Genomic DNA, 23,010 nt, shown 5'->3' with positions numbered 1-23,010 from the left:
TAGACCGATTTTAACGGACATGGCAAAAGCGAAGGCAAAGGACACGGAAAAAGAGGGCGGCGGCACGATCGCGCTGAACAAGCGCGCGCGCCACGAATACCACATCGACCAGCGCTTCGAATGCGGCGTGGAGCTGCAGGGCTGGGAACTGAAGTCCCTGCGGGCCGGCCGGATCAACTTCGGCGAGGGCTGCTACGCGATCATCCAGCACGGCGAGGTCTTCCTCGTCGGCGCCCAGATCCCGCCGCTGATCAGCGCCTCCACCCACGTGGTGGCGAACGACCGGCGCACGCGCAAGCTGCTACTCCACCGCGAGGAGATCGACCGCCTGATCGGCGCCGTCGAGCGCAAGGGCTATACGCTGGTTCCCACCGCGATGTACTGGAAAAACAACAAGGTGAAGTGCGAGATCGGCCTGGCCAAGGGCAAGCAGGAGCACGACAAGCGCAACACCGACAAGGAACGCGAGTGGGCGATCGACAAGCAGCGCGTGATGCGCTCGCACAACAAGATGGGCTGACCTGAACGGCCGGGCGGCGCCCATTGTGGGTGCCCCTCCCCGCCCATATACTGCTGGGTGTAGTCACATTACGTTTTCCCCGGGGGTGTACTGGTTTCGACGGGGGTAGTGCGATCTACTGGTGCATGCCGAGGGGGCAGCTTTCCTCGTTAAACCAGCCGCAAAACATATAGTTGCCAATGACAACTACTACGGTGACAACTCGGTGGCTCTCGCCGCCTAAGCTGTCCGGCCCCTAAAAAAGGCCAAACCCCCGAACCGATCTTGTGCTCATGCTCGTCGGTGTAGGGTCACTATCATGAGACCGCTGAAAGACCCTCCGTCTGGGGGTCTGACGCTAGATCAATCAGGCATGTCCGCCGGTGCGCTTAGCACGCCGTGCTGTCGGCGGACGAGATCTAACGGTGAGCTAAGCATGTAGATCTGGGGATTAAACGCCTTCGGACGCGGGTTCGACTCCCGCCACCTCCACCAATCGAGCAACGGATCAGCACTGACATGCTGATCCGTTTTGCTTTTGGGCGCCGGAATTGCCTCTGATCGATCGGACGGATGATCTGGAGACCCCGTACGCCTTGCGCGAACGTCTAGGCATCAGCCAAGCAGCACAGCGGGTCCGGTACGATGCGAACCCGCCCACCGTTTTTGGACGATGCATGACCCAACTTCGAACCGTCCGCTTCTCCGCGGCGCTCTTTGCCATGGTGTCGAGCTGCACCCTCTCCGCGACCAGCGCCCCGACAAACGTCCCCGCGGTGAGTCCCGTACCCGCAAACAAGCTGGCGCCAACGCCCCCGATGGGTTGGAACAGCTGGAACCACTTCGCAGGCCGCATCACCGCATCCGACGTTCGGGCGATGGCCGATGCGATGGTCGCCACGGGCATGCGCGACGCTGGCTATGTATACGTCAACATCGACGACACCTGGGTGGGGGAGCGCGACGCGACGGGCGCCATACGGCCCAATGCGAAATTCGGGGATATGTCGGCACTAGCTGCCTATGTCCATGCTCGAGGTTTGAAGCTTGGCCTTTATTCGTCTCCTGGCGCGAAGACATGTGCCGGATTCGCAGGCAGCCATGGTCATGAGGACCAGGATGCGCGCACTTACGCAGCGTGGGGTGTCGATTTCCTCAAATACGATTACTGCGGAGCGCGCGATCAATATCCTGTCACGCGTGAAAACCAGGAGGCATTGTTCCGTCGGATGGGACATGCCCTGCGACAGACCGGACGTCCCATCGTGTACAGCCTGTCGCAATCGGGCGATTTCGACATCTGGCGATGGGCGCCGCAGACGGGGGCGAACATGTGGCGCACCACGCCTGACATCAGCGATGACTGGGCGTCCATGTCGAAGCGCGGCTTCCGGCAACTGGACCTCGGCGCCTGGTCGAGACCAGGGCACTGGAACGATCCGGACATGCTCGAGATCGGCAACGGTGGCATGACCGCCGACGAGTACCGCACGCAAATGAGCCTGTGGTCCATCCTTCCCGCACCGCTCCTGGCTGGCAACGATCTACGATCCATGGACGCTGTCACGAAAGAGATCCTGCTCAACCGCGAGGTGATTGCCGTGGATCAGGACCCCGCCGGAACACCGGCCCGACGCCTGGAGACGCGTGGCGACCTCGAAGTGCTCGTACGCGACATGAGCGATGGATCGATCGTCGTGGGCTTTTTCAATCGGGGCGAACGGACCGCGGAGGTCAACCTGGCTTGGCGGCGCCTGGGCGATCGTTTCCGGCAAGGAGCCACGGCACGCGACCTATGGCGTCACGCGGCCGTCGCGCCTGGCAGTGGCTATGCCGGGTCGGTGCCTCGACACGGTGTCGTTCTACTGCGCGTCACGCCGGCGACCTAGCCCGGCAAACTCAACGCCACGACCTTCGTGCGAGATGGCCCGAGCCACAGTAGTGCCGATACCCGACTATCGCTTTACTAAGGCCAGCGCCAACTCGGCGACGACAGCTTCTCGAACAGGAAAGCGCCCAGCACATCCACCTTCGCAGGGCGCGAGCGAAGCGTGGGAGTCACGAAGTACAGCCCGCCGGATCCCTGGTCCCAATCGCGAAGGATCGCTTCCAGTCGACCATCCTGAAGGTATTCCCCCGCCATGAACTCCGGCAGTTCCGCGATCGCCGCCCCACTCAGCAACAACGGCAGCAGGGCCTCGGAATTCGTCACCCGCAGTCGGCCCGCGGGGCGCACGACTTCCTCCTCGTCCCCTTGCCGAAAGCGCCACATGTCGCTGTTGGCGCGATACGCGTAACCGAGGCAGTGCCTTGGATCGAGATCGCGAGGATGCGCAGGGCGGCCATGCCGGGCGAGATAATCCGGCGCGGCCACGGTGAAGCGCGCGACTGCGCACAGGCGGCGCGCCGCGAGCGAGGAGTCCGGTAGCGCCGCAATGCGCAACCCGGCGTCGAACCCCTCCCCTACCAGGTCGACCACCGCGTCGGAAAGGTGCAAGTCGATGGACACCTCGGGGTAGCGCGCCAGGAACTCGGGCAGGATCGGCGCAAGCCAGCGCACCCCGAAGCTCATCGGTACGGCGAGGCGTATGTTCCCCCGCGGGCTGGTCGACTGCTCGCGCGCCTCCGCCTCGGCATCTTCGGCATCCCGATACAGACGCGTCGCCCGCTCGAGGAGCGCCTCGCCAAACACCGTGAGCGCCAGTTGTCGCGAGGAGCGATTGAACAGGCGTCCGCCCAGCCGCGCTTCGAGGCGCGCCACCGCCCGTGAAACGGTTGGTACGGAAATGCCCAGTTCCCTCGCAGCAGCGGCATAGGACCGTGCCTCGGCCACCTTGGCGAATAGGGCCCAACCCTCGAAGTCAGGGAGATGCGTCATTTCATCTGTGAAAGGATGTCTTTCAATTATTGCGGTTTAGATCGGCAAGCATCGCCGCTAGGTTCTGTTGCGTCAACCGAACCACCTCCACTCAAAGGACATGCCATGAACCGCAAACTCGAAAACAAGATCGCCGTCGTCACGGGCGGCAGTACAGGTATCGGCCTTGCCACGGCCAAGCAATTCGCCGCGGAAGGCGCCCACGTGTTCATTACCGGTCGCCGAAAGGCGGAACTTGACGCAGCGGTGGCCGAAGTGGGCAACGCCACGGGCGTCCAGGTCGATTCCTCAAAGCTGAGCGATCTCGAGCGCCTGATGTCGGTCATCAAGGAGAGCAAGGGACGCATCGACGTGCTGTTCGTGAACGCGGGTGGCGGTTTCATGCTGCCGCTCGGCGCGATCACGGAAGCGCAGTACGACGAGACCTTCGATCGCAACGTCAAAGGCACGCTGTTCACCGTGCAGGCCGCGCTTCCGTTGCTGACCAAGGGCGCCTCGGTGATCCTGACGGGCTCGACCGCCGGCAGTTCGGGCACCCCGGCTTTCAGCGTCTATGCCGCCTCCAAGGCTGCGATCCGTTCGTTCGTGCGCAACTGGATCCTGGACGTCACGGACCGCGGCATTCGGTTCAACGTGTTGAGCCCCGGTGCCACTCGCACCCCAGGTCTCGTCGGTCTCGCCGGTCCCGATGCCGCCCAACAGCAGGGATTGCTCAACCATATGGCGTCGCAGATTCCCATGGGTCGCGTCGGTGAGCCGGAGGAAATCGCCCGCGCGGCCGTGTTCCTCGCATCGGACGATGCCAGCTTCGTGAACGGCAGTGAGCTGTTCGTGGACGGCGGTCAGGCGCAGGTCTGATTGGTTACCGCGCACGGGCCGATGAAGCATTCATCGGCCCGATGGCGCGCCCGGTGTCATCCGCTCAAGCAGGAACGTACGTCAGCCTGACGACCTCTCCACCCATCGCATCGGTGGCAACGAGACGCAGCCGGGGCCGCGGGCCGGCGAAGAAAGGCTTTCCGCTTCCCAGCACGACGGGATGCACGTACAGCCGATACTCGTCGACGAGGCCGAGGTCGCCAAGATGGCTCGCCAGCTCGGGCCCCGCCACCTCCATCTCGCCGGGCAGCTCGGCCTTCAGCCGCCGCACTACGTCGTCGAGATCGTCCGCGACGAGCGTGGCGTTGGGACCGACGGACGCCAACGTGCGTGACGCGACCCATTTCGGACGGCTCCGCCAGGCGATCGCGTACTCGCGTTCCGCCGCGTTCCACTCCGCGCGATGGTCGTCCCAGTAGCGCATGACGTCGTACATGCGACGACCGTAGATGAGAGCTGTCATGCCGCGCACGTCGTCGATGAAGTGACGGAACAACGCCGGATCCGGCGCGAACGCATCGTGATCGATGTAGCCGTCCAGGGACTGGTTCAACGCGAATACGAGCTTCGCCATGGGTGCGTCCTCAGGCTATGCAAGCCACAAAACGACGGCGACGAGGATGCCTATGCCCAGTACGATCGCCGCGGCGATGGCCACGCGTCCGAGGATGGACGTGCCCACCGCGCTTGCGGTCTCTTCGGTTGGCGGCGAATCGTGTTGTTTATCCATAGGCGGCGTCACGAGCGCGAGGCTCACTCCTCTTCAGGGGGCTGCCAAAGTTCGACCTTGTTGCCTTCGGGGTCGATCACCCAACCGAACTGGCCGAATTCGGAGGGCCCCGCCTTCTCGAGCACGTTGCACCCTTCGTCACGCAGTGCCTGAAGCAGGCCGTCCAGATCGTCGACACGATAATTGATCATGAAGGGCGAGGCGCCGGGCGGAAACTGCTCGCCGCCCGCAGCGGCCACCGACCATATCGTCATTCCCTTCGTCGGGTTGCCGGCGTCGTCCTCCCACGGGAAGACCGCCCCGCCCCACTCCGTGACGTCGATGCCGAGGTGGGTCTTGTACCAGGAGCGCAACGCGACCGGGTCCTTCGCCTGGAAGAAAATGCCTCCGATGCCAGTGACTCGCTTCATCTGATTCTCCGTGGTGACGCACGGGGGCGTGCGTCCGCGGACTATGTGAGTTGCGCAGCGACTCGGTCAATGGGAAAGGTTCGGAACGGCCGGCAGGACATGCCGGCCCCACCTTAGCCGAAGGAGGCGATCACCTCGGCCTTGCGCGCCTCCATCTGCGCTCCGAGCTCGGCCAGCTCTTCCTTCGACAGGAGTTGCTTCGCGTCCTTGAACATCTCCTTCTCTTCCTCGTCCGCATGATGCTCGATCAGTTCCTTGAGCACCTTGGCCCTGCCGGAGAACTCGACGCTGCCGGGATCGGTATCCAGGAGGTCGGGGAGCACGAGGTCTTCCGCGGCGCGATGCTCCTCCAGCGCCTCGAAGTACATCTTCGCTTCGGCCTTCCGTCCCGCTTCCTTGAACGCGGGGTAGAAGATCTCTTCCTCGATCGTCGTGTGCGCTTTCAGGTTGACCTGGATTTCATGGAGCAGGGTCGCGCGTTTCTTGGTGGCGCGCTCGCTGGTTTCTTCCAGCTGCGCAAGCAGGTCCTTGACGAGCTTATGGTCCGTCTTGAGCAGTTTGATGGCATCCATCGATATCGGTCCTGGCAGTGGCTGGGGTGCCTACCTTCGGTGGGACGCCGTGAAAATCCTGCGAGCAAAACGGAACGCTGTTCACCGACCGCTCTTGTGCGAACGCCGGTTAGATCACGGCCGGATGTAACGCGTTGAATCGCGCGGGCAGGTCCTGCGCCCGGAAGCTTTCAACGATGTGGTCGATGAACACTCGGGTCTTCTGCGGCAGAAGGGCCTGCGCGCCGTAGTACAGCGACAGGTTGCCTCCCTCCACCCACCAGTCGGGGAGCACGCGTTTCACCTGGCCGCGCTCGAACCACGGCAAGGCCGATTGCACCGCCACGAGCGCGATGCCCATGCCGAGGGCGGCCGCATGGCAGGCGGCATCCGGGTCGTCGAACAGGATGCGCCGGTCGAGCTCCACCGCGGCTTCCGCACCATAGCGATTCGAGAGCACCCAATCCCTCACGCGCCCCGTTTGTGGCGATCGGATCAGGATCCCGGGCCGACCGGCCAGTTCGCCCGGTATCGCAATGCGTGGGCCGCTGTCCAGGAAGGCCGCCGATGCGACCAGGATGCGGTGGGCTGGGGCGAGCGCGCGAGCGACGACACCGGGTCGGAGATCGAACCCACCGCCGATCGCCACATCGAACCCATCGGCGATCAGGTCGACGGGCCGGTTGTCGAAGCGCCAATCGGGACAGATGGTTGGGAACGTCTTCAAGAATGATTCGAGCATCGGGACGATGTATTCGCGTCCGAAGGCGTTCGGCAGCGCGACGCGCAGTTCACCGGCAGGCCCGGCCGTGCGTGCGCGCGCATTCGCCATGGCGCCGTTGAGCTGGTCGAGACTCCCCTGTACGTCCTGCCGAAATGCCTCGCCCGCTTCCGTCAGCGAAAGGCGCCGCGTGGTGCGCTGGAAGAGCCGAACGCCCAGCTCCGCCTCCAGGCGCGCCACGTTCTTGCCAACGGCCGCCGGGGTCAGGCCTAGGACCCGCGCGGCAGCGGCGAAGCTGCCGGATTCCGCACTGCGGAGGAAACATGCAAGGCCGTTTAGGGTGTCCACCTCGCCATTCTAAACCTCATGGATTGAATGAAACTACCGCTATGGCGCTACCGGTTGGTAACGGCGAGGTCTACAGTGCGTTGGCAGCGAATACAGCCAATCCCAGCGGAGATCCTCATGAACAACCTCAATTCCATCCAGGGCAAGACCGCCCTCGTCCTCGGCGGGTCGCGCGGCATCGGTGCCGCCGTGGCACGCCGGTTGGCAGCCGGCGGCGCGTCGGTCGCTATCACGTATGTCCAGGGTGCCGAGGCCGCGAAAGCCGTCGTCGACGACATCGGCAAGGCGGGCGGTCGCGCCATCGCGATCCAGGCTGATAGCGCGAACGAAGCGGCCATCGAAAACGCCGTCGCCCAAACGAAAGAGGCGTTCGGCAGCTTCGACATCCTCGTCAACAACGCGGGCGTGCTCGCCGTCGCGCCGATCGAGGAATTCACCACCGAAGACCTCGACCGGACGCTCGCTGTCAACGTGCGAGCCGCCGTGATCGCCAGCCGCGCCGCGGCGCGCGTCATGGGCCAGGGCGGGCGCATCATCCATATCGGCAGCACGAATGCCGAGCGCATGCCGTTCGCCGGCGGCGCGGTATACGCGATGAGCAAGTCCGCGCTGCAAGGCCTGACCCAGGGACTCGCGCGCGACCTCGGTCCGAAGGGCATCACCGTGAACGTCGTGCAGCCCGGTCCCGTCGATACCGACATGAATCCGGCCAACGGTCCCAAGGCCGAGTTCCTGCTGCCGCTCATCGCCACCGGCCGCTACGGTCGCCCCGAAGAAGTCGCCAGCTTCGTGGCTTACCTCGCCGGCCCCGAGGCTGCTTACATCTCGGGCGCGAGCCTCATGATCGACGGCGGTTTTGCTGCCTGAGGCGAGGTCATCGCATGTCATGGCGCGCAGCGGGGCGAACCAACCCCGCTGTACATCGCCATGAACTACAAATCGACACCGAAGCCGACACCGGCCGAATTTTCCGATCCGCTGAAGGCGCCGCCAATGCTCACCCGCATGCGTTCGCCAATCGGCGCCGCATAACCGACCGACAGCGCCGACTGCCCTCCGGACACACCCGCGCCGACGGCGATGCGGCCGCGTGACGAGGTGGTGCCGGCGGCGTTGATGGCCATCTGCGTGCTGGCCGCGCCGATCGCGCCGATGCGGTCCATGCGCTCGTCGACGCGATGGAAGCGATCGTCCACCTGGTCGCGGAAGGTATTGAACTCGCCGCTGCCGACCATGTTCGCCAGCTTGCTATCCGCATAGGCCTTGGCATCGGTCAGGGTGCGCTGGTCGCCGGTATCCGCGTACGACTTGGCGTTGACGAGCGCTTCGTCGACCTGCCCGACCGTGGCGGGATCGGTGGTTGCCGTCGGTGTCGCCGATGCTGCGGCGGCGCGGATCGCCACGGCGGCTGCAGCGGGCGCGTTCGGCACCGCCTGCTTCGCCGACAGCGTCCGCGCGGCCTTCGTGGTAGAGGCGACGCCTTCGCCACCTGCCGCCTCCGCCCTGTCCATCACTCCGGCGTTCTCGAGCGCACCGACACGTCCGTCCAACGCCGAGAGCACGCCATCGACCGCTCCGAAGGCGTCCCCGACGTTATTGAAGCTCCCACCCTGCACCATGTACGTAGGCGCTGCGAAGCCCGCGATGCCGAAGCTGGCCCCGCCGCCGAAAGCACGCGCCACGTCTTCGCCGAAGGCGCCGAGCTGGCCGCTGGCGATCTGCGCCGTCGCCTTCAACTGCGCCATGTTCACCGCGTCGGTATCGGCGGTTCCGGCGGACACGTTGACGATCCGGCGAGTGAGCACATTGCCGTAGGGCTGCCCGCCCGCATTCAGGTCGTTCGCGGCGTGCCCCACGGAGACGACATTGTCCTGCCCCGCGGCAGCGTACGAGCCGAGCGACACGCTCCCCTTGCCTAGCGCCGTCGTCGACCACCCGATGCTGGCACTGTCCTTCCCAACCGCGTTGGACAAGGCGCCCACGGCCGTCGCGTTCTCGCCTGATGCGAAGGACTTCTCACCCAAGGCCATCGCCCGGTCGCCGCTGGTCGACGCGCCCGCGCCGACCGAGACACCCAGCGTGCTGTACGCGCGCGCCTGGTTGCCGATCGCTATCGAGCGGCTACCTCTCGCCGTGCTCGCACCGCCGATGGCGACAGCGCTGTCGCCCGCCGCCTCCGAGACCGCACCGACCGCGACGGTCGCGTACTGCGTGGCGTGCGCCGCCACGCCCAGCGCCGTACTCTCCTTGCCACTGGCCTCGGTGGACCACGTTTCGTGCTCCCAGGTGGTGCCGTTGATCACGATCATCTGACCACCCACGGCGGTAGCGCTCTGCCCGGTCGCCTGGCTGCCGACACCGTACGCGGTACTCCACTTTGCCTCCGCAAGGCTGCCATAACCCGTTGCGGTGGCGAGTTCGCCGAGTGCGTTCGCGCCGGCGCCAAGGGCAATCGATTCGTCGCCCATGGCGAATGCACCTGAACCCGCGGCCATGGCATACGCGCCGGTCGCCATGGCGTTGTCGTCGCCCGACCCCTGCGCGGCGAAATAACGTCCGGCATCGCTGTTCCGCAACTGGCCCAGGGTGGCGGCGTCGGTGTCGTTCACGCCGTCGCCGACGTTCGCAATGCGGCGCGTGAGCGCTTGCTCGTACGGATTGCCGAACATGTCCGGGTCGCCCATCGCATGTCCCACGGATATCACGTCGTCGGCCATGGCCGTCGAGAAGGCGCCAAGCGCGACGCTTCGCGCGCCGAGGGCGGTCGACCACCAGCCGATGCTCGCGCTCTGCGCACCGAATGCGTTGGAAACCGCGCCGACGGCAAGGGAACTGTCGCCGTAGGCGCTCGATGTCTCACCAAGCGCCACCGCGCGGGGACCGTGGCTGACCGCGCCGGCCCCTAGTGCGATGCCAAGTTCGTCGTACGCCCGCGACTGGTTGCCGATGGCGACGGACCTGTGACCTCGCGCCGTGCTCGCGGAGCCGACCGCGATGGCCGAATCGCCTGACGATTCCGCGACCGCACCCACCGCCACGCTGCCGTAATTGTTGGCGTGTGCCGCCACGCCGAGGGCCGTGCTTTCCTGTCCATTCGCTTCGGTCACCCAGGTCTGCTCTTCCCACGTCGTGCCGTCGATCACGGTCATCGCGCCGCCGATGGCCGTGGCGCTTTGCCCGTTCGCCTGGCTGCCGACACCGTAGGCCGTACTCCACAATGCACCCGCACGGCTCGCGTAACCACCGGCGGTACTCAACTCGCCCGTCGCCTGCGCATTCCCGCCAAAGGCCGAGGCGTAATCCGCGCCGGCGAGCGCCGCCGTGCCGACGGCCGTCGCGTTCACGCCGTTCGACGATGCGTTGGTGCCCGCGGCCATCGCGTTCGCACCGACCGCCCGAGCGATGTCGCTGCCGTCGTCGGCGCCGTTGGCGGTGAAGTAATCGGCGGCCCTGAGCAGCCGTTCCAGCTCGGGCCGTGTACAGGTGAGTGCCTGTCCCGTCTTTGCCTGCACGGGATCGATGATGCCCCAGGGACACGAGGCAGCCGAGGCTCTCGTGCCATAGAACGTCACGCCGATCGCCACTGCCAGCACCGTGCCGCGCATCACCTTGCCGTGAGTCATCTTCATCGTTCGTCTCCCCGGGAAACCGCTGCCGGCATAGGCGCGCGAGGCGGCGCGCCGCCGATAAGGTGCACACCGTAGGAACAGCGCTTGAGGGATGCACGCTCACTTGCTCCCGACTTCTCACACTTGCTCACGGGGGCACGGCAGGCTTAGTGTTCCCGCACGGGCCAACACGTGTGCCGTAGGGGGCGGCCACGACATCGGGGTGGTGGTAACCATGTGGAGGCACTTACGCGCGTGGCTGGGTCGCGTCCCGGTCGGCGATCCCGTCGACAGGCGCAACGCGGTCTTCCTTCAATTCGTCCTCGCCTGGATGGGCGTCTTCCTTCCGCTCAACTGGCTTTACCTGCGCATGACCGTCGGCTTCTCCGACGCCCACGGACTGGATGTCGATCGCTGGATGGGGCTCGCCATCGTCCCGGTGGCCTGGGCTTGTGTGTGGGCGATCCGGCGCGGCCACTTCCGCGCGGCGGTGCTCTGTTTCCTCGTTGCCCAGGTGACGACGCAAGCGGTGGCATACGCGGCCACGGGGCTGCGCCTGCAGATGAGCGATCCCAGTGTCCCGATGCTCCTCGTCGTGCTCGGGGGCCTGCTGCTTGGTCGCCGTACGCTGTGGGTGCTGTTCGCGGTGCTGCTCGGCATGTTCGCCGTTGGTGCCGTCACCGACGTACTTCGGGCCCTGCATGCCGCCAAGCCGTGGCACTCGGCCGTGAGCTATACGCCCTCGCTGGTGATTCGCTACCTGATCATCATCGTCGTCCTCGATCGCTGCATCGCCGCCTTGCGTGAGAGCCTCGACGAATCGGTGCGCCGCAGCGCGGAACTGGCCATTTCGAATGCGCGCTTGCGTTACGAGATGGGAGAGCGCGAGCGTGCGCAGGAACACCTCGTGCATGCGCAGAAGATGGAAGCGGTCGGGCGATTGGCCGGTGGCATCTCGCACGACTTCAACCATGTGCTCAACGTGATCGTGGGCTACGCGGGGCAACGACACCGCTCGGACGCAACGACCGGTCTGCTCCACCGCGCCCTGGAAGGCGTGGAGGCCGCCGCGAGCCGCGGTACCGTCATCTGCCGCAAACTCTTGGGGTTCAGCCGTCGCGACATGCCGCACCCGGAGACGTTCGACGCGGCGCGGGCCGTGCGTGAACTGGCGCCAATGCTAGGGCAGTTGCTGGGACCGGCCGTACGCCTGGAGATCGACATGGACGATGCACCGGCGCCATTGCACATCGACCGCGCCCAACTGGAACTCGCCCTGCTCAATATCGCGGCGAATGCGCGCGATGCGATGGATTCGGGCGGAATGCTCCGCATCGGCGTGCGTCGCGACGTCGCGCACGTCGAGATCGACATCGTCGACAACGGCCATGGCATGGATGCGTCTACCCGCCGGCGGATTTTCGAGCCGTTCTTCACGACGAAACCGAATGACGAAGGCACGGGCCTCGGACTGTCGATGGCGCACGACATCGTCACTGCCGCCGGTGGAAGCATACGGGCGGAGAGCGAGCGCGGCATCGGCAGTCGCTTCGTGCTGCGCTTGCCCGTGGCACCGACGACTGACGCTGGCTGCCCCGAAGTCCCTGCGACGGACGCCTGTGCTCAAGGAATCATGACGTAGCCGACGCCATGCACCGCGCGCACCGGCAACGCCTCGCCGGTGCCGTCGGCGACTTTCTTTCGCAGGCGATGCACGATCGTTTCCAGCCGATGCGGATCGAAGTCGTGCACATTGGCCGTCAACGCGGCGATGATCGTTTCGCGCGACACGGGTTCGGCGGGTCTTTCGAGAAGGAGCCCGATCACACGGCGCTCGGCTTGCGTTAGCGCCACCATCGCCCCCGCGGGGGCGATGAGGCACCAGCCACCGGCATCGAGGGCCCAACGGCCCGCGGCTGCCGTCGCGCTTTCCGCGCCTGCCTGCATGCGCAGGCGCCGCTCGAGACTGCGCAGCGTGGCCGCGAGCAGTTCCGTCTGCACCGGTTTCGACAGGTAGGCATCGGCGCCCTCGCTGAGACCGCGGACCCGATCGGGAACGCCATCCCGACCGGTCAGCATCACGATCCCGATGGGCGACAAGGAACGAAGCCGGCGGGTGACGGAGAAACCGTCTTCATCCGGTAGTCCAACATCGAGCACGACGATGTCGAACCGGCCGGCCAGCATCGCGACATAGAGTTCCGTCGGCCTGCCAAAACCCTGCACGTCGAAGCCGAAGTCCGCCAACCCCGGCAGGAGTATCTCGTCGCGGAGCTCGACATCGTCCTCGAGAAGGGCAATCCGTGCCCGAGCGTCAATGGCATGCAGCGATCGTTCGGTCATCGCCAGGGTTATCGCAGAAACGAGCGCCCGAGGGAAAGGGGCCCTGTCGCGCGCCTGCATCGATCCTCACGTGTTTGCCCGAAGAAACGCAGCAACCGAACTCCCTGCAGCCCGGAGGCGGTCGGACGATGGCCGTCCGGATCGTTCCGGTTGGGGAGAACGTCGATGAAGCTGATCGTGTTGGCCATGGCCTTGCTGGTCCTTTGCTGCGGTGTACAGGCCGAGCCGGCGGTCTGGCAGCCCGCAGGGGGGCGTGTGCAGGTTCCACTATGGCCCGGAACGCCACCCAACCCGGCGCCGGTGCCGGCGGCCGAGTATGTGAAGACAGGCACCGACCTCATCGGCGGAAAGCCGGTGACCTGGGTGTCCAACGTGTCGCGACCCACGATGACGGTCTATGCCCCCACGGGACCGAACACGGGAGCGGCGGTCCTCGTTATCCCCGGCGGCGGTTTCGAAGGGCTGGCGATGGATCTCGAGGGCACGGACGTCTGCGATTGGCTCGCACCGAGAGGTGTGACCTGCGTGCTCCTGAAGTACCGCGTGCCCAGCGCTCCTTACGACTGGCGATGCGACTGTCGACCGCACAACCTGGCGCTGTCCATGCCCTCGCTGGCGGACACGCAGCGGGCGCTGAGGACAATCCGGTCGCGGTCGGCGGAGTGGCGCATCGACCCGAAAAGAGTGGGCATACTTGGCTTCTCGGCCGGCGGTTTCCTCGTGGCGGAGGCGAGCACGAACTTCAAGCGCCGCATCTATGCGCCCCTCGACGCCGTCGACAAGCAAAGCGCTCGGCCGGATTTCGCCCTGGCCCTTTATCCCGGCCACCTCACGACGGATTATCGGAAGCTCAATTCGGCAATCACCGTTTCCGGCGACACGCCACCCACCTTTGTCCTCCAGGCCGAAGACGACGAAGTGGACGGGGTGAACCAGGCATTGGTGTATTACACCGCACTGAAGAAGGCGGGGGTGCCCGCGGAAATGCACCTGTATGCCCACGGTGGCCACGCCTTCGGATTGCGGGAAACGTCCGAGCCCATCACGCGCTGGCCGGCGTTGGCCGAGGTCTGGATGCGGAGCATCGGTGTGCTTCCCGGCCATTGAGCGCCCGTTCGGGAGGCGATCCCGCACGGTCAGGTTCCCGGCGGATCGAACGTGGGCTTATCGAACGCCACAGGATCCAGGGACACCTCTGACGGCAGGTTCCGCGTTTCGCCGCTGCGCAGGAATGCCTCGAGCGCCGCCATCGCCTCCGGACGGCTGCGCACCGCGGCGATTCCGCCATGCTGCCCGCGGTGTACGACCATCGTTCGGCTGTTGGGGAAGTACGGCATCATCGCCTCGGCATTCTCGATGGGGGTCGATGGATCCCAATCTCCCTGCACGAACAGGACGGGCGTCGGGTCCTGCACGGCGTGCCGGAAGGCATCGCCGGCATCGGGCGTTGCCCATTCGCCCTTGGTGGCGAGGTAGCTGGCGAAATTCCACGCACCGATGATCGGCAGGGCGGGATCGGTCCAGAGGAGACGCTTGCGACCGGAACTCATGTCCAGCCCGATATTGACCAGCGGATTGATCAAGGAGCGGTCCTCGGCGGCGCGCCAGTCGATGCTGTCGCGCGCCCAGTCCGCGTAGTGACCGTGGTAGGCGGAAAGCACGAAGCTCGGAAACGTGCGCGCATTGCCCGCATAGCTGACGAGCGCCTGCTGGTAATCGCCCACGCCCAGCACGACCGTCCGCGACGGCCCGTTCTCGTTCGGGACATCGACGGTGACATCCGCCTTTTCGAACCGTTGCAACGTGGCGTGGATCGCCGCGATCAAGCCGCCCTGCGGCAGGTACGGCTTCAGTGCCGGATCCTGCTCGGCTTCCACGGCGATGCGTTGCATGACGGTGAACACGTGCGACGGGATGTCGTAGCCGTAGTCGAGTGGTTCGGCCGAGGAGATCACGGTGCGCGCTATCGCACCCGGATGGCGCTTCATGACGGCGAAGGCCCATTGGGAGCCGAAGCTGGCGGCGAGCAGCGACACCTGGCGATAACCGAGCGCCTTGCGAAGGTCGTCGACGTCGTCGGCCATCTGTTCGATCGAATAACCCGACAGGTCGGCATCCGGGTACGTGGCTTTGGCGCCGCGCGCCATGTTGCGCATGGTCTCGACGTCCGCCGCGATGGTGGACGCCTTGTCCAACGGCGCGGCCGGCACCTTCATCGTCATCATGTCGCCACGGAGCGTGTAACCGCGCTGTTCGATGACAACCAGGTCGGCGAGCTGCGCATACCCCTGCCACACCTTCACGCGTCGCTTCGCGGTCGCATCGTGGTCGAGGATGATGTCCAGCATCGTGACACCCGGACCGCCTGCCAGCAGCACGATGGGGGGCGCCTTGTTCGCGTGCGCGGCCTTGACCCGCGCGAAGCCCACGGCGATGAGGCGCGAGCCGGGCTTGTCCCGGTTCTCGGGCACGTACAAGGTTCCGATCTCGTACGGCATGCTCGAACCGTCTGACGCGGTCGCGACCCCGTGTTCGATGACTGCCTCACCGGGGCGATGCGTCGGCGCGACGTCGGCGGCGTATACCGCGATGGGAAAAAGGACGATCAGGAAAGCGAGACGGGGCAACGAGACCTTCGGCATGTCGCGCACTCACTCGGGAGGGAGCCCGATGATGCCCGAGGCGGAGCCCGGGCGCCTCCATGGCGCCCGGGCCGTCGCCGTCACGCGGCCGCCTGGTCCCTCAACTGGCGCACCGAGGTATCCGATCCTTCGCCCGCGTCGATGCGAATCTGGCGTGGCTTCATGGCCTCCGGCACCTCGCGCTTGAGCTCGATCGACAGCAGGCCGTCGGCCAGACGGGCACCCGTCACGTGCACATGGTCGGCCAGTTCGAAGCGCCGCTGGAAGGGGCGCGTGGCAATGCCACGGTGCAGGTACTCGCCTTCCGGCTCGCCCTTGCGCTCGCCACTGACCAGCAACAGGTTGCCCTGAGTGGTGATCGCGAGGTCGCTTTCGCGGAAGCCCGCCACGGCCATCGTCACGCGATAGCTGTCTTCGTCGAGCTTGATCGAGTCGAACGGCGGATAGTTGTCGGACGCCTGGTTACGCGCGGCGGATTCGAGCAGGTCGAAAACCCGATCGAAACCGACACTGGAACGGTGCAGCGGTGAATAGTCGAGAAGGGTTCGCATAGCCATATCCTCTTTAGCAGCAATACGGTGTCAGCCGGCCCCGTAGCGACCGGCGAGCAGTAATTTATGCAGCCGGAATAGAATTTCAAGAGCCCGGATTCATCGACGGTTTAGCCGTCCAGACACCGGTCCGAGGTGGTGTCTGGCCTTCGCTTTAAACCTTTCGCGAGGCTGGCGCGTCCAAGTGGGACTCCAGCCGCAGGAAGCACCATGCGCCGTCCCCTCGCCTTCCTCCTCCTGGTTGTCTGCGGGAATGCCTTCGCCGACTGCGCCCCCTGTGGCCCCATCGCTGCCAGAGCCGCCGCGGAGGGATTCAATGGCGTGATCCTCGTGTCCGATGGTCATACCACGGTCTTCTCCGCTGCTTATGGTGACGCCCGGATGGCTCCCGATGTCCCGATGACGACGGCCACCCGGTTTCCGACAGGATCGCTCGCCAAATGGATCGCGTCCATCGTGACCATGCGCCTTGCCGAGCAGGGTTTGATCTCCCTGGACCAGCCGATATCCCGTTACCTACCGGACTACCCGAAGGCAGCGGGTGACAAGGTTCGCGTCCGCGACCTGCTCACGCACTCGAGCGGGATTCCGAACGACATCGACAAGGCCATCAAGGAAGACCCAAACACGCGGAAACTTGTTCTGGACGACGCCTCCGCGATCCACCGCTTTGCATCCGGTCCGCTCGCCTTCGTGCCAGGCACCCAGTGGGACTACTCCCACGCCAACTGGATCGTGATGAAGGGCATCGTGGAACGCGCAACGGGCTCGAGCTATGCCGAGCTGGTCAAGGGCATCCTCGTAGCGCCCCTTGGACTCGAAGACAGCGGTGTGTTCGCGGGAATGCCCAGCGACATTCGTGGCATGGCGACGGGTTTCAAGGGGACACCTCGGGAAAGCAACCGCCTGGATAAGCCCAACCCGTCATTCATGGCATTGGCCGGGGGCTATTACACCAGCGCGCCCGATCTCCTCAAACTGCTCGATGGCGTGTTCGCGGCACGCGTGCTGAAGCCGGAGAGCGTCCGGGTGCTGATGACCGTGGTAAGGCCACAGCAAAGTTACGCGCTCGGTGGGCGGACCAAGGTCCTGGATATCGCCGGAGAAGCACGCACCGTCGCTTGGGAATACGGGTCCGACGGCGCCTATCGCGTACTCGCGTGGCGGGTAATCGCCGACGGACACACCGTCATCGTGATGAACAATACGAATTACGACCACATGGAGATCGGCGATCTCGCCACGCGTTTACTCGTGGCGAGTTATGCGCCGCCCCCGTGACGATCAGGACTTCTTGCGTCGAAGCTCTTCACTCACGTCCTTTTTCATAGGGCCGACGCGCTTCACCGCCTCTCGCAGCGCGCTCTCGGATACCCCGAACTCCTTCGTCCAATAACACACCTCGTAATCCTCGTTGACGTTGATGCGGTCCGCGTCTGCCGGTCCGCGTTTGGTCTTGTCGTCGCTCATCGCTTGCGCCTCCTGTATTGCCGTAAAGCGTGCCCGCCCGATGAGTGAACAAGGCGTCGAAACCGCGCCAACAGCGGGAAGGCAAACCTGAGCGTTCTTTTCGTGCGGGCAGCTTCACCCTCCCGTCCCCAGATGTGCGTCACAGACCACGCCCGAGACGGCCCGCCTTCACGTATCCTCCACACGACGACGTGCCCAGCCGTTCCAGCGGCCCAAACGAGGTGGAACTGGCCTGGGCGCATGCGGAGCCGAACATCCATCTCGTCAGGGAGGAGGTGGCCGTAATCTCGGTGCCGGTCGGCCGGCTGCCCTTCATCGGTACGGCGTTGAACAAGGCGGTGCGTTTCGTAGCCAGTGTCGTCAACGGGACACCGCCGTCTACGCGCGCTTCGCAAGACGCGACGGACGTCACCATTCCCGCCGCGAGCAGTGCGACCGGTACCCCGGGCGTGACCGCAGGAACGGTCCACACGCGACCCCGGATTCCCATCTGACAAGTTTCGCCGGCTTTCGACGGCGCATTGAATGCCAATTAGCTCAGTCGTTCAATCTGACCAAAGCAAGTTTTCTAAGGCTGGAGCACCCGCGACCGGCCAGGGGCCGGTGTCACACGATTGTGTCTGAGAACAAAAGTTTGTCTTGACCCACGGGTCAATGTTGGCCGGATAGCCCACGTGGATCGCGAACCCGTCGCTACACGAGTAGCTGACTGAAACAGCATTGGCCAAGTTGTGTTGTGAAGCCTCACCCCAATGTTTCTCTGCGTTGTTGCAGTACATGAGGGACTGCCCAATCACTTGCGTTCCGTTGTAGAAGACGTAGGTCCGGCCCTGTGTCACAACCGCGCTCGCATCGCTTGATGCAAGCGCAGCAACAACGACAAGTATTGCTGTCATCCCCGGCACAAACAGTTTCATGATGCCCCCCTTACTAGACACAAGGTATCGCGACGAACCAACTTCGGTTTGCGAAAAGAACATAGTGAGGAGAGGGCTTTTGTTCTGTAGGAGATGCACGCCTTCACGTGTAAGACGATTCCTATTTTAATGTCCGCGTTTGCTTACACAAAATCGGCATGGTACTTAACCGGCGGCTCAGGAATCGCGCTATCCCATACCGAGTCAAGGAAACCTATTCAGGGAAGGGTCCGCACTGCGATATCCCCTCGCCGCCGTGCCACACGGTGGCGCATTTTTTTCGTGCATCACGGGCTTTCCCGATCGTTCTCCGCCTCGATCTGCTGCAGGTCGAGGTCGCGTTCGATGTAATGCAGCAGTTCGTCGTGGATCTGTCCGGAGCGATGCAGGCGCAACAGTTCCACACGACCGGCGGCGATCGCTGCCAGGACCACGTCGTAGTGCGCCGCACGGCCGCCCGTGAAGTCCTGCGGGGCCTTGCTGTAACGCTCCGCGATCGACACGCGATAGGTGTATTGCTCCAGCAGGCGGGGATGGACCAGCTTGCCTTCTTCGTCGTATGCCCGCGCCTTCACGGCCTCCAACTGCGCGCCGTCGATCAATAGCGAGGCCTGGCCTTCCGTCAGGTATCCGGTATCGGCATGCTGCAGCTCACCATCCAGCCCCAGCCAGCGAATGACCATGCCCACCGTGCCCCCCTGGATCACCACGGTCACCAGGATCACGGCGAATGCCGCGGCGAGCGTGAGGTCGCGACCTGGCATCGCCTCCGGAAGCGACAGGGCGATGGCCAGCGTCACCACGCCGCGCATGCCCGCCCAACTGAGCACGAATGAGGCTTTGGGTGATGCTGGCAACGGCTTCCTGCCGACGAGGCGGGCCAATGGCGGGCGCAGGTAATCGGTGGCGTAGATCCATACGAATCGCGAGACGATGACTGCCCCCAGCACGGCGAGGATCGGCATGCCGAGTGTTGCGATCGCTTCGCCCACGCCGCCGAGCCTCTCCACGACACCACGCAGGGAGAATCCGATGAGGATGAAGACGAGCGCCTCGAGGAGGAAAATCAGCACCTGCCAGAACGCCGCGCTGCGCACGCGGACGCTGCCGGTAAAGATGTCGTGCTGGTACCAGCCGAAGATGATGCCGCAGGTCACGACGGCGATGACGCCGGAGACATGCACGGATTCGCCCCCGATGTAGGCAGCCCAGGGGGACAGGCAGGCCGCGGTGATGGTGAGGAACACATGGTCGATGCGGCGCAGTGCGAAGACCAGGACGCCGCCGACAACGAGGCCCACGGCGATGCCTCCCACCGTGAGGCCGACGAAACTCAGCAGCGCGCCTTGCATGCTGAAGGCACCGGTCAGCGCCGCCGCCACGGCGAAGCGGAACAAGACCAGTCCCGTCGCATCGTTGAGCAGGCTCTCGCCTTCGAGCAACACGGTCAGCCGGCGCGGGAGCCGTACCTTGTCGAGCACCGCCTTGGCGGCCACCGCGTCCGGCGGCGACACCACGGCGCCCAGTGCGAAGCATGCCGCCCACGGCAGTGACGGCAGCACCCAATGGACGGTCACGCCGACGATGAAGGTGGTGAACACCACGGCACCGACCGCCAACCAGAGGATGCCCCCCAGGTACTTCCGGAATTCCGACCACACCGTGTAGTACGCCCCGTCCATCAGCAGGGGCGGCAGGAAGACGGTGAGTACCAGCTCCGGATCGAAGGTGACGTCGGGCACGCCCGGCAGAAAGGCGATGCCGATGCCACCGGCGAGCAGCGCGGCGGCGGAAGGCAGGCGCAGACGGTGGGCGATCAACTCGAGCGCGAGGATCGCGACGAGCAAGACAAGGATGAATTTGAAAAGCTCGGTCGACGCCATGCGTGCCCCCTCGGTGCAATGCCACGCATCTTAGCCGCTGGAGCTGTCCCGCTCTTGGACGTGTTTGGACGTCTACCCTGCCAGAAGTCATGCATTTACCTGACAGAGACACTTTGCCACACTCGATGAACCGTCCCTGAAAACAGGCATGACCGATGCGACCCATGCGCCCTGCCCTCCGCCACGTCAGGACCGCATTGTCGGTTGGCGTCTCGTCCTTTTGCCTGGCCTTCGTCGCCGCCCCTGTCGCCGCACAGCAGACGGCGCTCACGCGCGAGCAGCTGGCCACGATCGCCAAGCGGAACGACGTCGAGAAGCAGCTCCAGGACATCGCCGTCGTCGACCGGAAGGTGATGGTGAAGATGCGCGACGGCAAGCGCATGGCCGCCGACATCTACCGGCCGAAGAACGCAGCTGGCAAAGTGCCCACGATCTTCGTCCGCACGCCGTACAACTTCAATTTCTGGGATGTGAAGCTTGGTGCGCCACGCGACATGACGCACGAGCTCGAGGCCGTGAAGCGCGGCTATGCCTTCGTCGAGATGAACGAGCGAGGCCATTACTTCTCCGAAGGCAACTACGAGATCCTCGGCGCGCCGTTGTCCGATGGCGTGGATGCCGTCCGCTACATCACGTCCCAGCCCTGGTCCAGCGGCAAGGTCGGCACCACGGGCTGCTCGTCCACCGCCGAATGGCAGATGGCTGTCGTGGCGCAGGACGAGCCCGGCCTGGCGACGTTCAACGTGCAAGGTTTCGGCGCCGGCGTAGGCCGTGTCGGTCCTTACTACGAGCAGGGCAACTGGTATCGCGGCGGTGCGGTGCAGATGCTCTTCATCGACTGGCTGTACAAGGAACAGAACCAGCTGCGCCCGATGTTTCCGTCGAACCTGTCGCAGGCGGACCTCATCCAGGCGTCGAAGATGTTCGACCTGGACTCGCAGCCGCCCCAGCCGGACTGGGACAAGGCGTTCTGGACCCTGCCCGAGCGGGACATCATGAAGGCCGTCGGCGGTCCGAAGGGCATCTTCGCGGACGCGATGGACGTACCCACGGGCGGCAACATGATCGCACGCACGCCAAACAGCGCCGCCTGGTACAAGGGCGGCCTGTGGCACGACGACATGAAGGTCAGCAAGCCGGGCCTGTGGTTCATGAGCTGGTTCGACGTGTCGGTCTCGCCGAACCTCGCGGCCTACAACCACGTGCGTGCGACGGCGCCGAAAAAGGTTGCCGACGAACAGTACGCGGTGATCGCGCCGGCGCTTCACTGCGCATACACGCGAGCCACCGAGCACACGATGATCGGCGACCTCGATGTCGGCGATGCGCGCTTCAATTACGACGACCTCGTCTACGGGTGGTTCGACAAATTCCTCAAGGGCGTCGACAGCCCCGTCGTCGATAAGCAGCCCAAGGTCATGTACTACGTCATGGGCGAGAACAAGTGGCGTGACTCGCCCACCTGGCCGCCGGCCGGCGCCACTACGCGCGACCTCTACTTCACCAGCGGCGGCAAGGCCAACACGATGTACGGCGACGGCAAGCTTGTCGCGACGGCAGGGGGCACCGACCATCCCGACAGCTTCCTGTACGACCCGGCGAACCCCGTCACGACGCTGGGCGGTGGTGGCTGCTGCCAGGGCACGGCGGTGAAGTTCGGTTCATTCGACCAGAACCCGCAACTCGCGCGTAACGACATCCTGGTTTACGACTCGGAGCCCTTCAAGGAAGGCACCGAAGTCAGCGGCCCGATCACCGTCACGCTCTATGTCTCCTCGGACGCGAAGGACACCGACTTCACCTTCAAGGTCATGGACGTCCGCCCGGATGGCAGTGCCTGGAACCTGACCGAGAACATCCAGCGCATGCGTTACCGCGAGGGCTACGACAAGCCGCCCGTGTGGATGAAGGACGGCGAGGTGTACAAGGTGACCTTCCAACCGATCGATACCAGCAATTTCTTCTTCCCCGGCCACAAGCTGCGGGTGGCGGTGTCGAGCAGCAACTTCCCCCGCTTCGACCGCAACCTGAACACGGGCGGCAACAACTACGACGAGAGCAAGGGCGTGGTCGCACATAACGTCGTGCACCACGACGCGGAACATCCCTCGAAGATCACGTTCACGGTGGTACCGAGGTAAGAGTCCCCGGTTGGTACGGGAGTAAGTGGGAAGCGCGCTCGCGCGCGAAGGGGTTGCGGCAAGTTCCCTTCGCGCGCCAGCGCGCTTCCCACAACGCTTTTAGGTTGGTCTGCAGTCAGGCGAAACCCGCGTGGCCGTCACTGTGACGCAAAGCGTGAATCCCGGCGGCAGGCCGTCGACCAGTCGCTCTTCCGACACCGCCAGCGCGAATGCGCGCACTTCTTTCCCTCCGTCAAAGGCCGTGTAGTGGCACTGCCCGGACGTACTGGCTTCGCAGGCGAAGCGAGCGCGTCTCATGCGCACCTCGGTGAGGCTTTCCAGCGTGGTGACGCCGTTCTCTTTAGAGGTGGCGACGAGCGTCCGGTTCTGCGCGTCCGTGCAGCCGGCGAGGTTCATGAAGCAATAGATGATGGCCAGGAAGATGCGCATAGGTGTCTCC

23 protein-coding genes and 1 other RNA gene are annotated in these 23,010 nt (G+C 64.8%); 10 read left to right on the top strand and 14 right to left on the bottom strand.

What is annotated here, in order from left to right:
- Positions 1–19: 19 nt before the first annotated feature.
- From smpB to ACQKIE_RS02485, 3 genes are all read left to right on the top strand, one after another.
- Positions 20–520, top strand: coding sequence for an SsrA-binding protein SmpB (smpB, locus tag ACQKIE_RS02495; protein WP_427455420.1), 501 nt, complete (start codon positions 20–22; stop codon positions 518–520).
- Positions 521–601: 81 nt separating this feature from the next.
- Positions 602–994, top strand: a transfer-messenger RNA (tmRNA) gene (gene ssrA / locus ACQKIE_RS02490).
- A gap of 182 nt (positions 995–1,176) precedes the next feature.
- Positions 1,177–2,388 carry a glycoside hydrolase family 27 protein gene (locus tag ACQKIE_RS02485; protein ID WP_427455418.1) on the top strand — a complete coding sequence of 404 codons (1,212 nt, stop codon included), beginning with the start codon at positions 1,177–1,179 and terminating at the stop codon, positions 2,386–2,388.
- A 77-nt stretch (positions 2,389–2,465) separates the two neighbouring features.
- Here the strand turns inward: ACQKIE_RS02485 and ACQKIE_RS02480 are convergent, their stop codons facing one another.
- Positions 2,466–3,377, bottom strand: a complete 912-nt coding sequence (locus ACQKIE_RS02480) for a LysR substrate-binding domain-containing protein (RefSeq protein WP_427455416.1) — start codon at positions 3,375–3,377, stop codon at positions 2,466–2,468.
- 105 nt (positions 3,378–3,482) lie between these two features.
- On the opposite strand from ACQKIE_RS02480, the gene ACQKIE_RS02475 reads away from it, so the two are divergent.
- Entirely contained in the window at positions 3,483–4,235 is a 753-nt protein-coding gene (locus tag ACQKIE_RS02475) for an SDR family oxidoreductase (protein WP_427455414.1), read from the top strand.
- 64 nt (positions 4,236–4,299) lie between these two features.
- Here the strand turns inward: ACQKIE_RS02475 and ACQKIE_RS02470 are convergent, their stop codons facing one another.
- The 5 genes from ACQKIE_RS02470 to ACQKIE_RS02450 all read right to left on the bottom strand — a co-directional run bounded on the left by ACQKIE_RS02470 (position 4,300) and on the right by ACQKIE_RS02450 (position 7,016).
- Entirely contained in the window at positions 4,300–4,830 is a 531-nt protein-coding gene (locus ACQKIE_RS02470) for a dihydrofolate reductase family protein (protein ID WP_427455412.1), read from the bottom strand.
- Between the two features lie 15 nt (positions 4,831–4,845).
- Positions 4,846–5,013: a hypothetical protein gene (locus tag ACQKIE_RS02465; RefSeq protein WP_427455410.1), complete on the bottom strand. Its 168-nt coding sequence runs from the start codon at positions 5,011–5,013 to the stop codon at positions 4,846–4,848.
- Entirely contained in the window at positions 5,010–5,396 is a 387-nt protein-coding gene (locus tag ACQKIE_RS02460; RefSeq protein ID WP_427455408.1) for a VOC family protein, read from the bottom strand. Before ACQKIE_RS02460 ends, ACQKIE_RS02465 begins: the two co-directional genes overlap by 4 nt.
- A 113-nt stretch (positions 5,397–5,509) precedes the next feature.
- The gene (locus tag ACQKIE_RS02455; RefSeq protein ID WP_427455406.1) at positions 5,510–5,968 is read right to left on the bottom strand and encodes a hemerythrin domain-containing protein; all 459 of its coding nucleotides are present in this window, start codon (positions 5,966–5,968) and stop codon (positions 5,510–5,512) included.
- 109 nt (positions 5,969–6,077) lie between these two features.
- Positions 6,078–7,016 (bottom strand): LysR family transcriptional regulator, encoded by a 939-nt coding sequence (locus ACQKIE_RS02450; protein ID WP_427455404.1) that lies wholly within the window; start codon positions 7,014–7,016, stop codon positions 6,078–6,080.
- Positions 7,017–7,133: 117 nt separating this feature from the next.
- Between ACQKIE_RS02450 and ACQKIE_RS02445 the strand changes: the two genes are divergently transcribed.
- Positions 7,134–7,883 (top strand): 3-oxoacyl-ACP reductase family protein, encoded by a 750-nt coding sequence (locus ACQKIE_RS02445; RefSeq protein ID WP_427455402.1) that lies wholly within the window; start codon positions 7,134–7,136, stop codon positions 7,881–7,883.
- 65 nt (positions 7,884–7,948) lie between these two features.
- Here the strand turns inward: ACQKIE_RS02445 and ACQKIE_RS02440 are convergent, their stop codons facing one another.
- Positions 7,949–10,645, bottom strand: coding sequence for a YadA-like family protein (locus tag ACQKIE_RS02440; RefSeq protein ID WP_427455400.1), 2,697 nt, complete (start codon positions 10,643–10,645; stop codon positions 7,949–7,951).
- A 214-nt stretch (positions 10,646–10,859) separates the two neighbouring features.
- Here ACQKIE_RS02440 and ACQKIE_RS02435 point away from each other — a divergent pair, with 214 nt between their 5' ends.
- Entirely contained in the window at positions 10,860–12,266 is a 1,407-nt protein-coding gene (locus ACQKIE_RS02435) for a sensor histidine kinase (RefSeq protein ID WP_427455397.1), read from the top strand.
- Here ACQKIE_RS02435 and ACQKIE_RS02430 read toward each other — a convergent pair.
- Positions 12,248–12,967: a response regulator transcription factor gene (locus ACQKIE_RS02430; protein ID WP_427455395.1), complete on the bottom strand. Its 720-nt coding sequence runs from the start codon at positions 12,965–12,967 to the stop codon at positions 12,248–12,250. The two genes, ACQKIE_RS02435 and ACQKIE_RS02430, sit on opposite strands and share 19 nt — an antisense overlap.
- A gap of 186 nt (positions 12,968–13,153) precedes the next feature.
- On the opposite strand from ACQKIE_RS02430, the gene ACQKIE_RS02425 reads away from it, so the two are divergent.
- Positions 13,154–14,074, top strand: coding sequence for an alpha/beta hydrolase (locus ACQKIE_RS02425; RefSeq protein ID WP_427456784.1), 921 nt, complete (start codon positions 13,154–13,156; stop codon positions 14,072–14,074).
- Between the two features lie 29 nt (positions 14,075–14,103).
- Here the strand turns inward: ACQKIE_RS02425 and ACQKIE_RS02420 are convergent, their stop codons facing one another.
- Positions 14,104–15,609 (bottom strand): alpha/beta hydrolase, encoded by a 1,506-nt coding sequence (locus tag ACQKIE_RS02420; protein ID WP_427455393.1) that lies wholly within the window; start codon positions 15,607–15,609, stop codon positions 14,104–14,106.
- An 80-nt stretch (positions 15,610–15,689) separates the two neighbouring features.
- On the bottom strand, positions 15,690–16,160 hold the full coding sequence (locus tag ACQKIE_RS02415) for an Hsp20 family protein (RefSeq protein ID WP_427455391.1): 471 nt from the start codon (positions 16,158–16,160) through the stop codon (positions 15,690–15,692).
- A 210-nt stretch (positions 16,161–16,370) separates the two neighbouring features.
- Between ACQKIE_RS02415 and ACQKIE_RS02410 the strand changes: the two genes are divergently transcribed.
- Positions 16,371–17,441 carry a serine hydrolase domain-containing protein gene (locus ACQKIE_RS02410; protein WP_427455389.1) on the top strand — a complete coding sequence of 357 codons (1,071 nt, stop codon included), beginning with the start codon at positions 16,371–16,373 and terminating at the stop codon, positions 17,439–17,441.
- Between the two features lie 3 nt (positions 17,442–17,444).
- Here the strand turns inward: ACQKIE_RS02410 and ACQKIE_RS02405 are convergent, their stop codons facing one another.
- Positions 17,445–17,630 (bottom strand): DUF3606 domain-containing protein, encoded by a 186-nt coding sequence (locus ACQKIE_RS02405; protein ID WP_427455387.1) that lies wholly within the window; start codon positions 17,628–17,630, stop codon positions 17,445–17,447.
- A gap of 191 nt (positions 17,631–17,821) precedes the next feature.
- Here ACQKIE_RS02405 and ACQKIE_RS02400 point away from each other — a divergent pair, with 191 nt between their 5' ends.
- A complete protein-coding gene (locus tag ACQKIE_RS02400; protein WP_427455385.1) occupies positions 17,822–18,124 on the top strand; it encodes a hypothetical protein in 303 nt (100 codons plus the stop codon).
- 51 nt (positions 18,125–18,175) lie between these two features.
- On the opposite strand, the gene ACQKIE_RS02395 is transcribed toward ACQKIE_RS02400, so the two are convergent.
- Positions 18,176–18,547 carry a hypothetical protein gene (locus ACQKIE_RS02395; protein ID WP_427455383.1) on the bottom strand — a complete coding sequence of 124 codons (372 nt, stop codon included), beginning with the start codon at positions 18,545–18,547 and terminating at the stop codon, positions 18,176–18,178.
- Positions 18,548–18,834: 287 nt separating this feature from the next.
- Positions 18,835–20,430: a Na+/H+ antiporter gene (locus ACQKIE_RS02390; protein ID WP_427455381.1), complete on the bottom strand. Its 1,596-nt coding sequence runs from the start codon at positions 20,428–20,430 to the stop codon at positions 18,835–18,837.
- 164 nt (positions 20,431–20,594) lie between these two features.
- On the opposite strand from ACQKIE_RS02390, the gene ACQKIE_RS02385 reads away from it, so the two are divergent.
- Positions 20,595–22,571: a CocE/NonD family hydrolase gene (locus ACQKIE_RS02385; RefSeq protein ID WP_427455379.1), complete on the top strand. Its 1,977-nt coding sequence runs from the start codon at positions 20,595–20,597 to the stop codon at positions 22,569–22,571.
- Between the two features lie 99 nt (positions 22,572–22,670).
- Here ACQKIE_RS02385 and ACQKIE_RS02380 read toward each other — a convergent pair whose 3' ends face one another.
- Positions 22,671–23,000 carry a hypothetical protein gene (locus tag ACQKIE_RS02380; protein WP_427455377.1) on the bottom strand — a complete coding sequence of 110 codons (330 nt, stop codon included), beginning with the start codon at positions 22,998–23,000 and terminating at the stop codon, positions 22,671–22,673.
- Positions 23,001–23,010 lie beyond the last annotated feature (10 nt).

The sequence above is a fragment of the Luteibacter sp. NPDC031894 genome, from assembly GCF_050273135.1.
Classification (GTDB): domain Bacteria; phylum Pseudomonadota; class Gammaproteobacteria; order Xanthomonadales; family Rhodanobacteraceae; genus Luteibacter.
The sequence above is the reverse complement of the archived record's forward strand: the minus strand, read 5'-3'. Positions and strand labels throughout refer to the sequence as shown.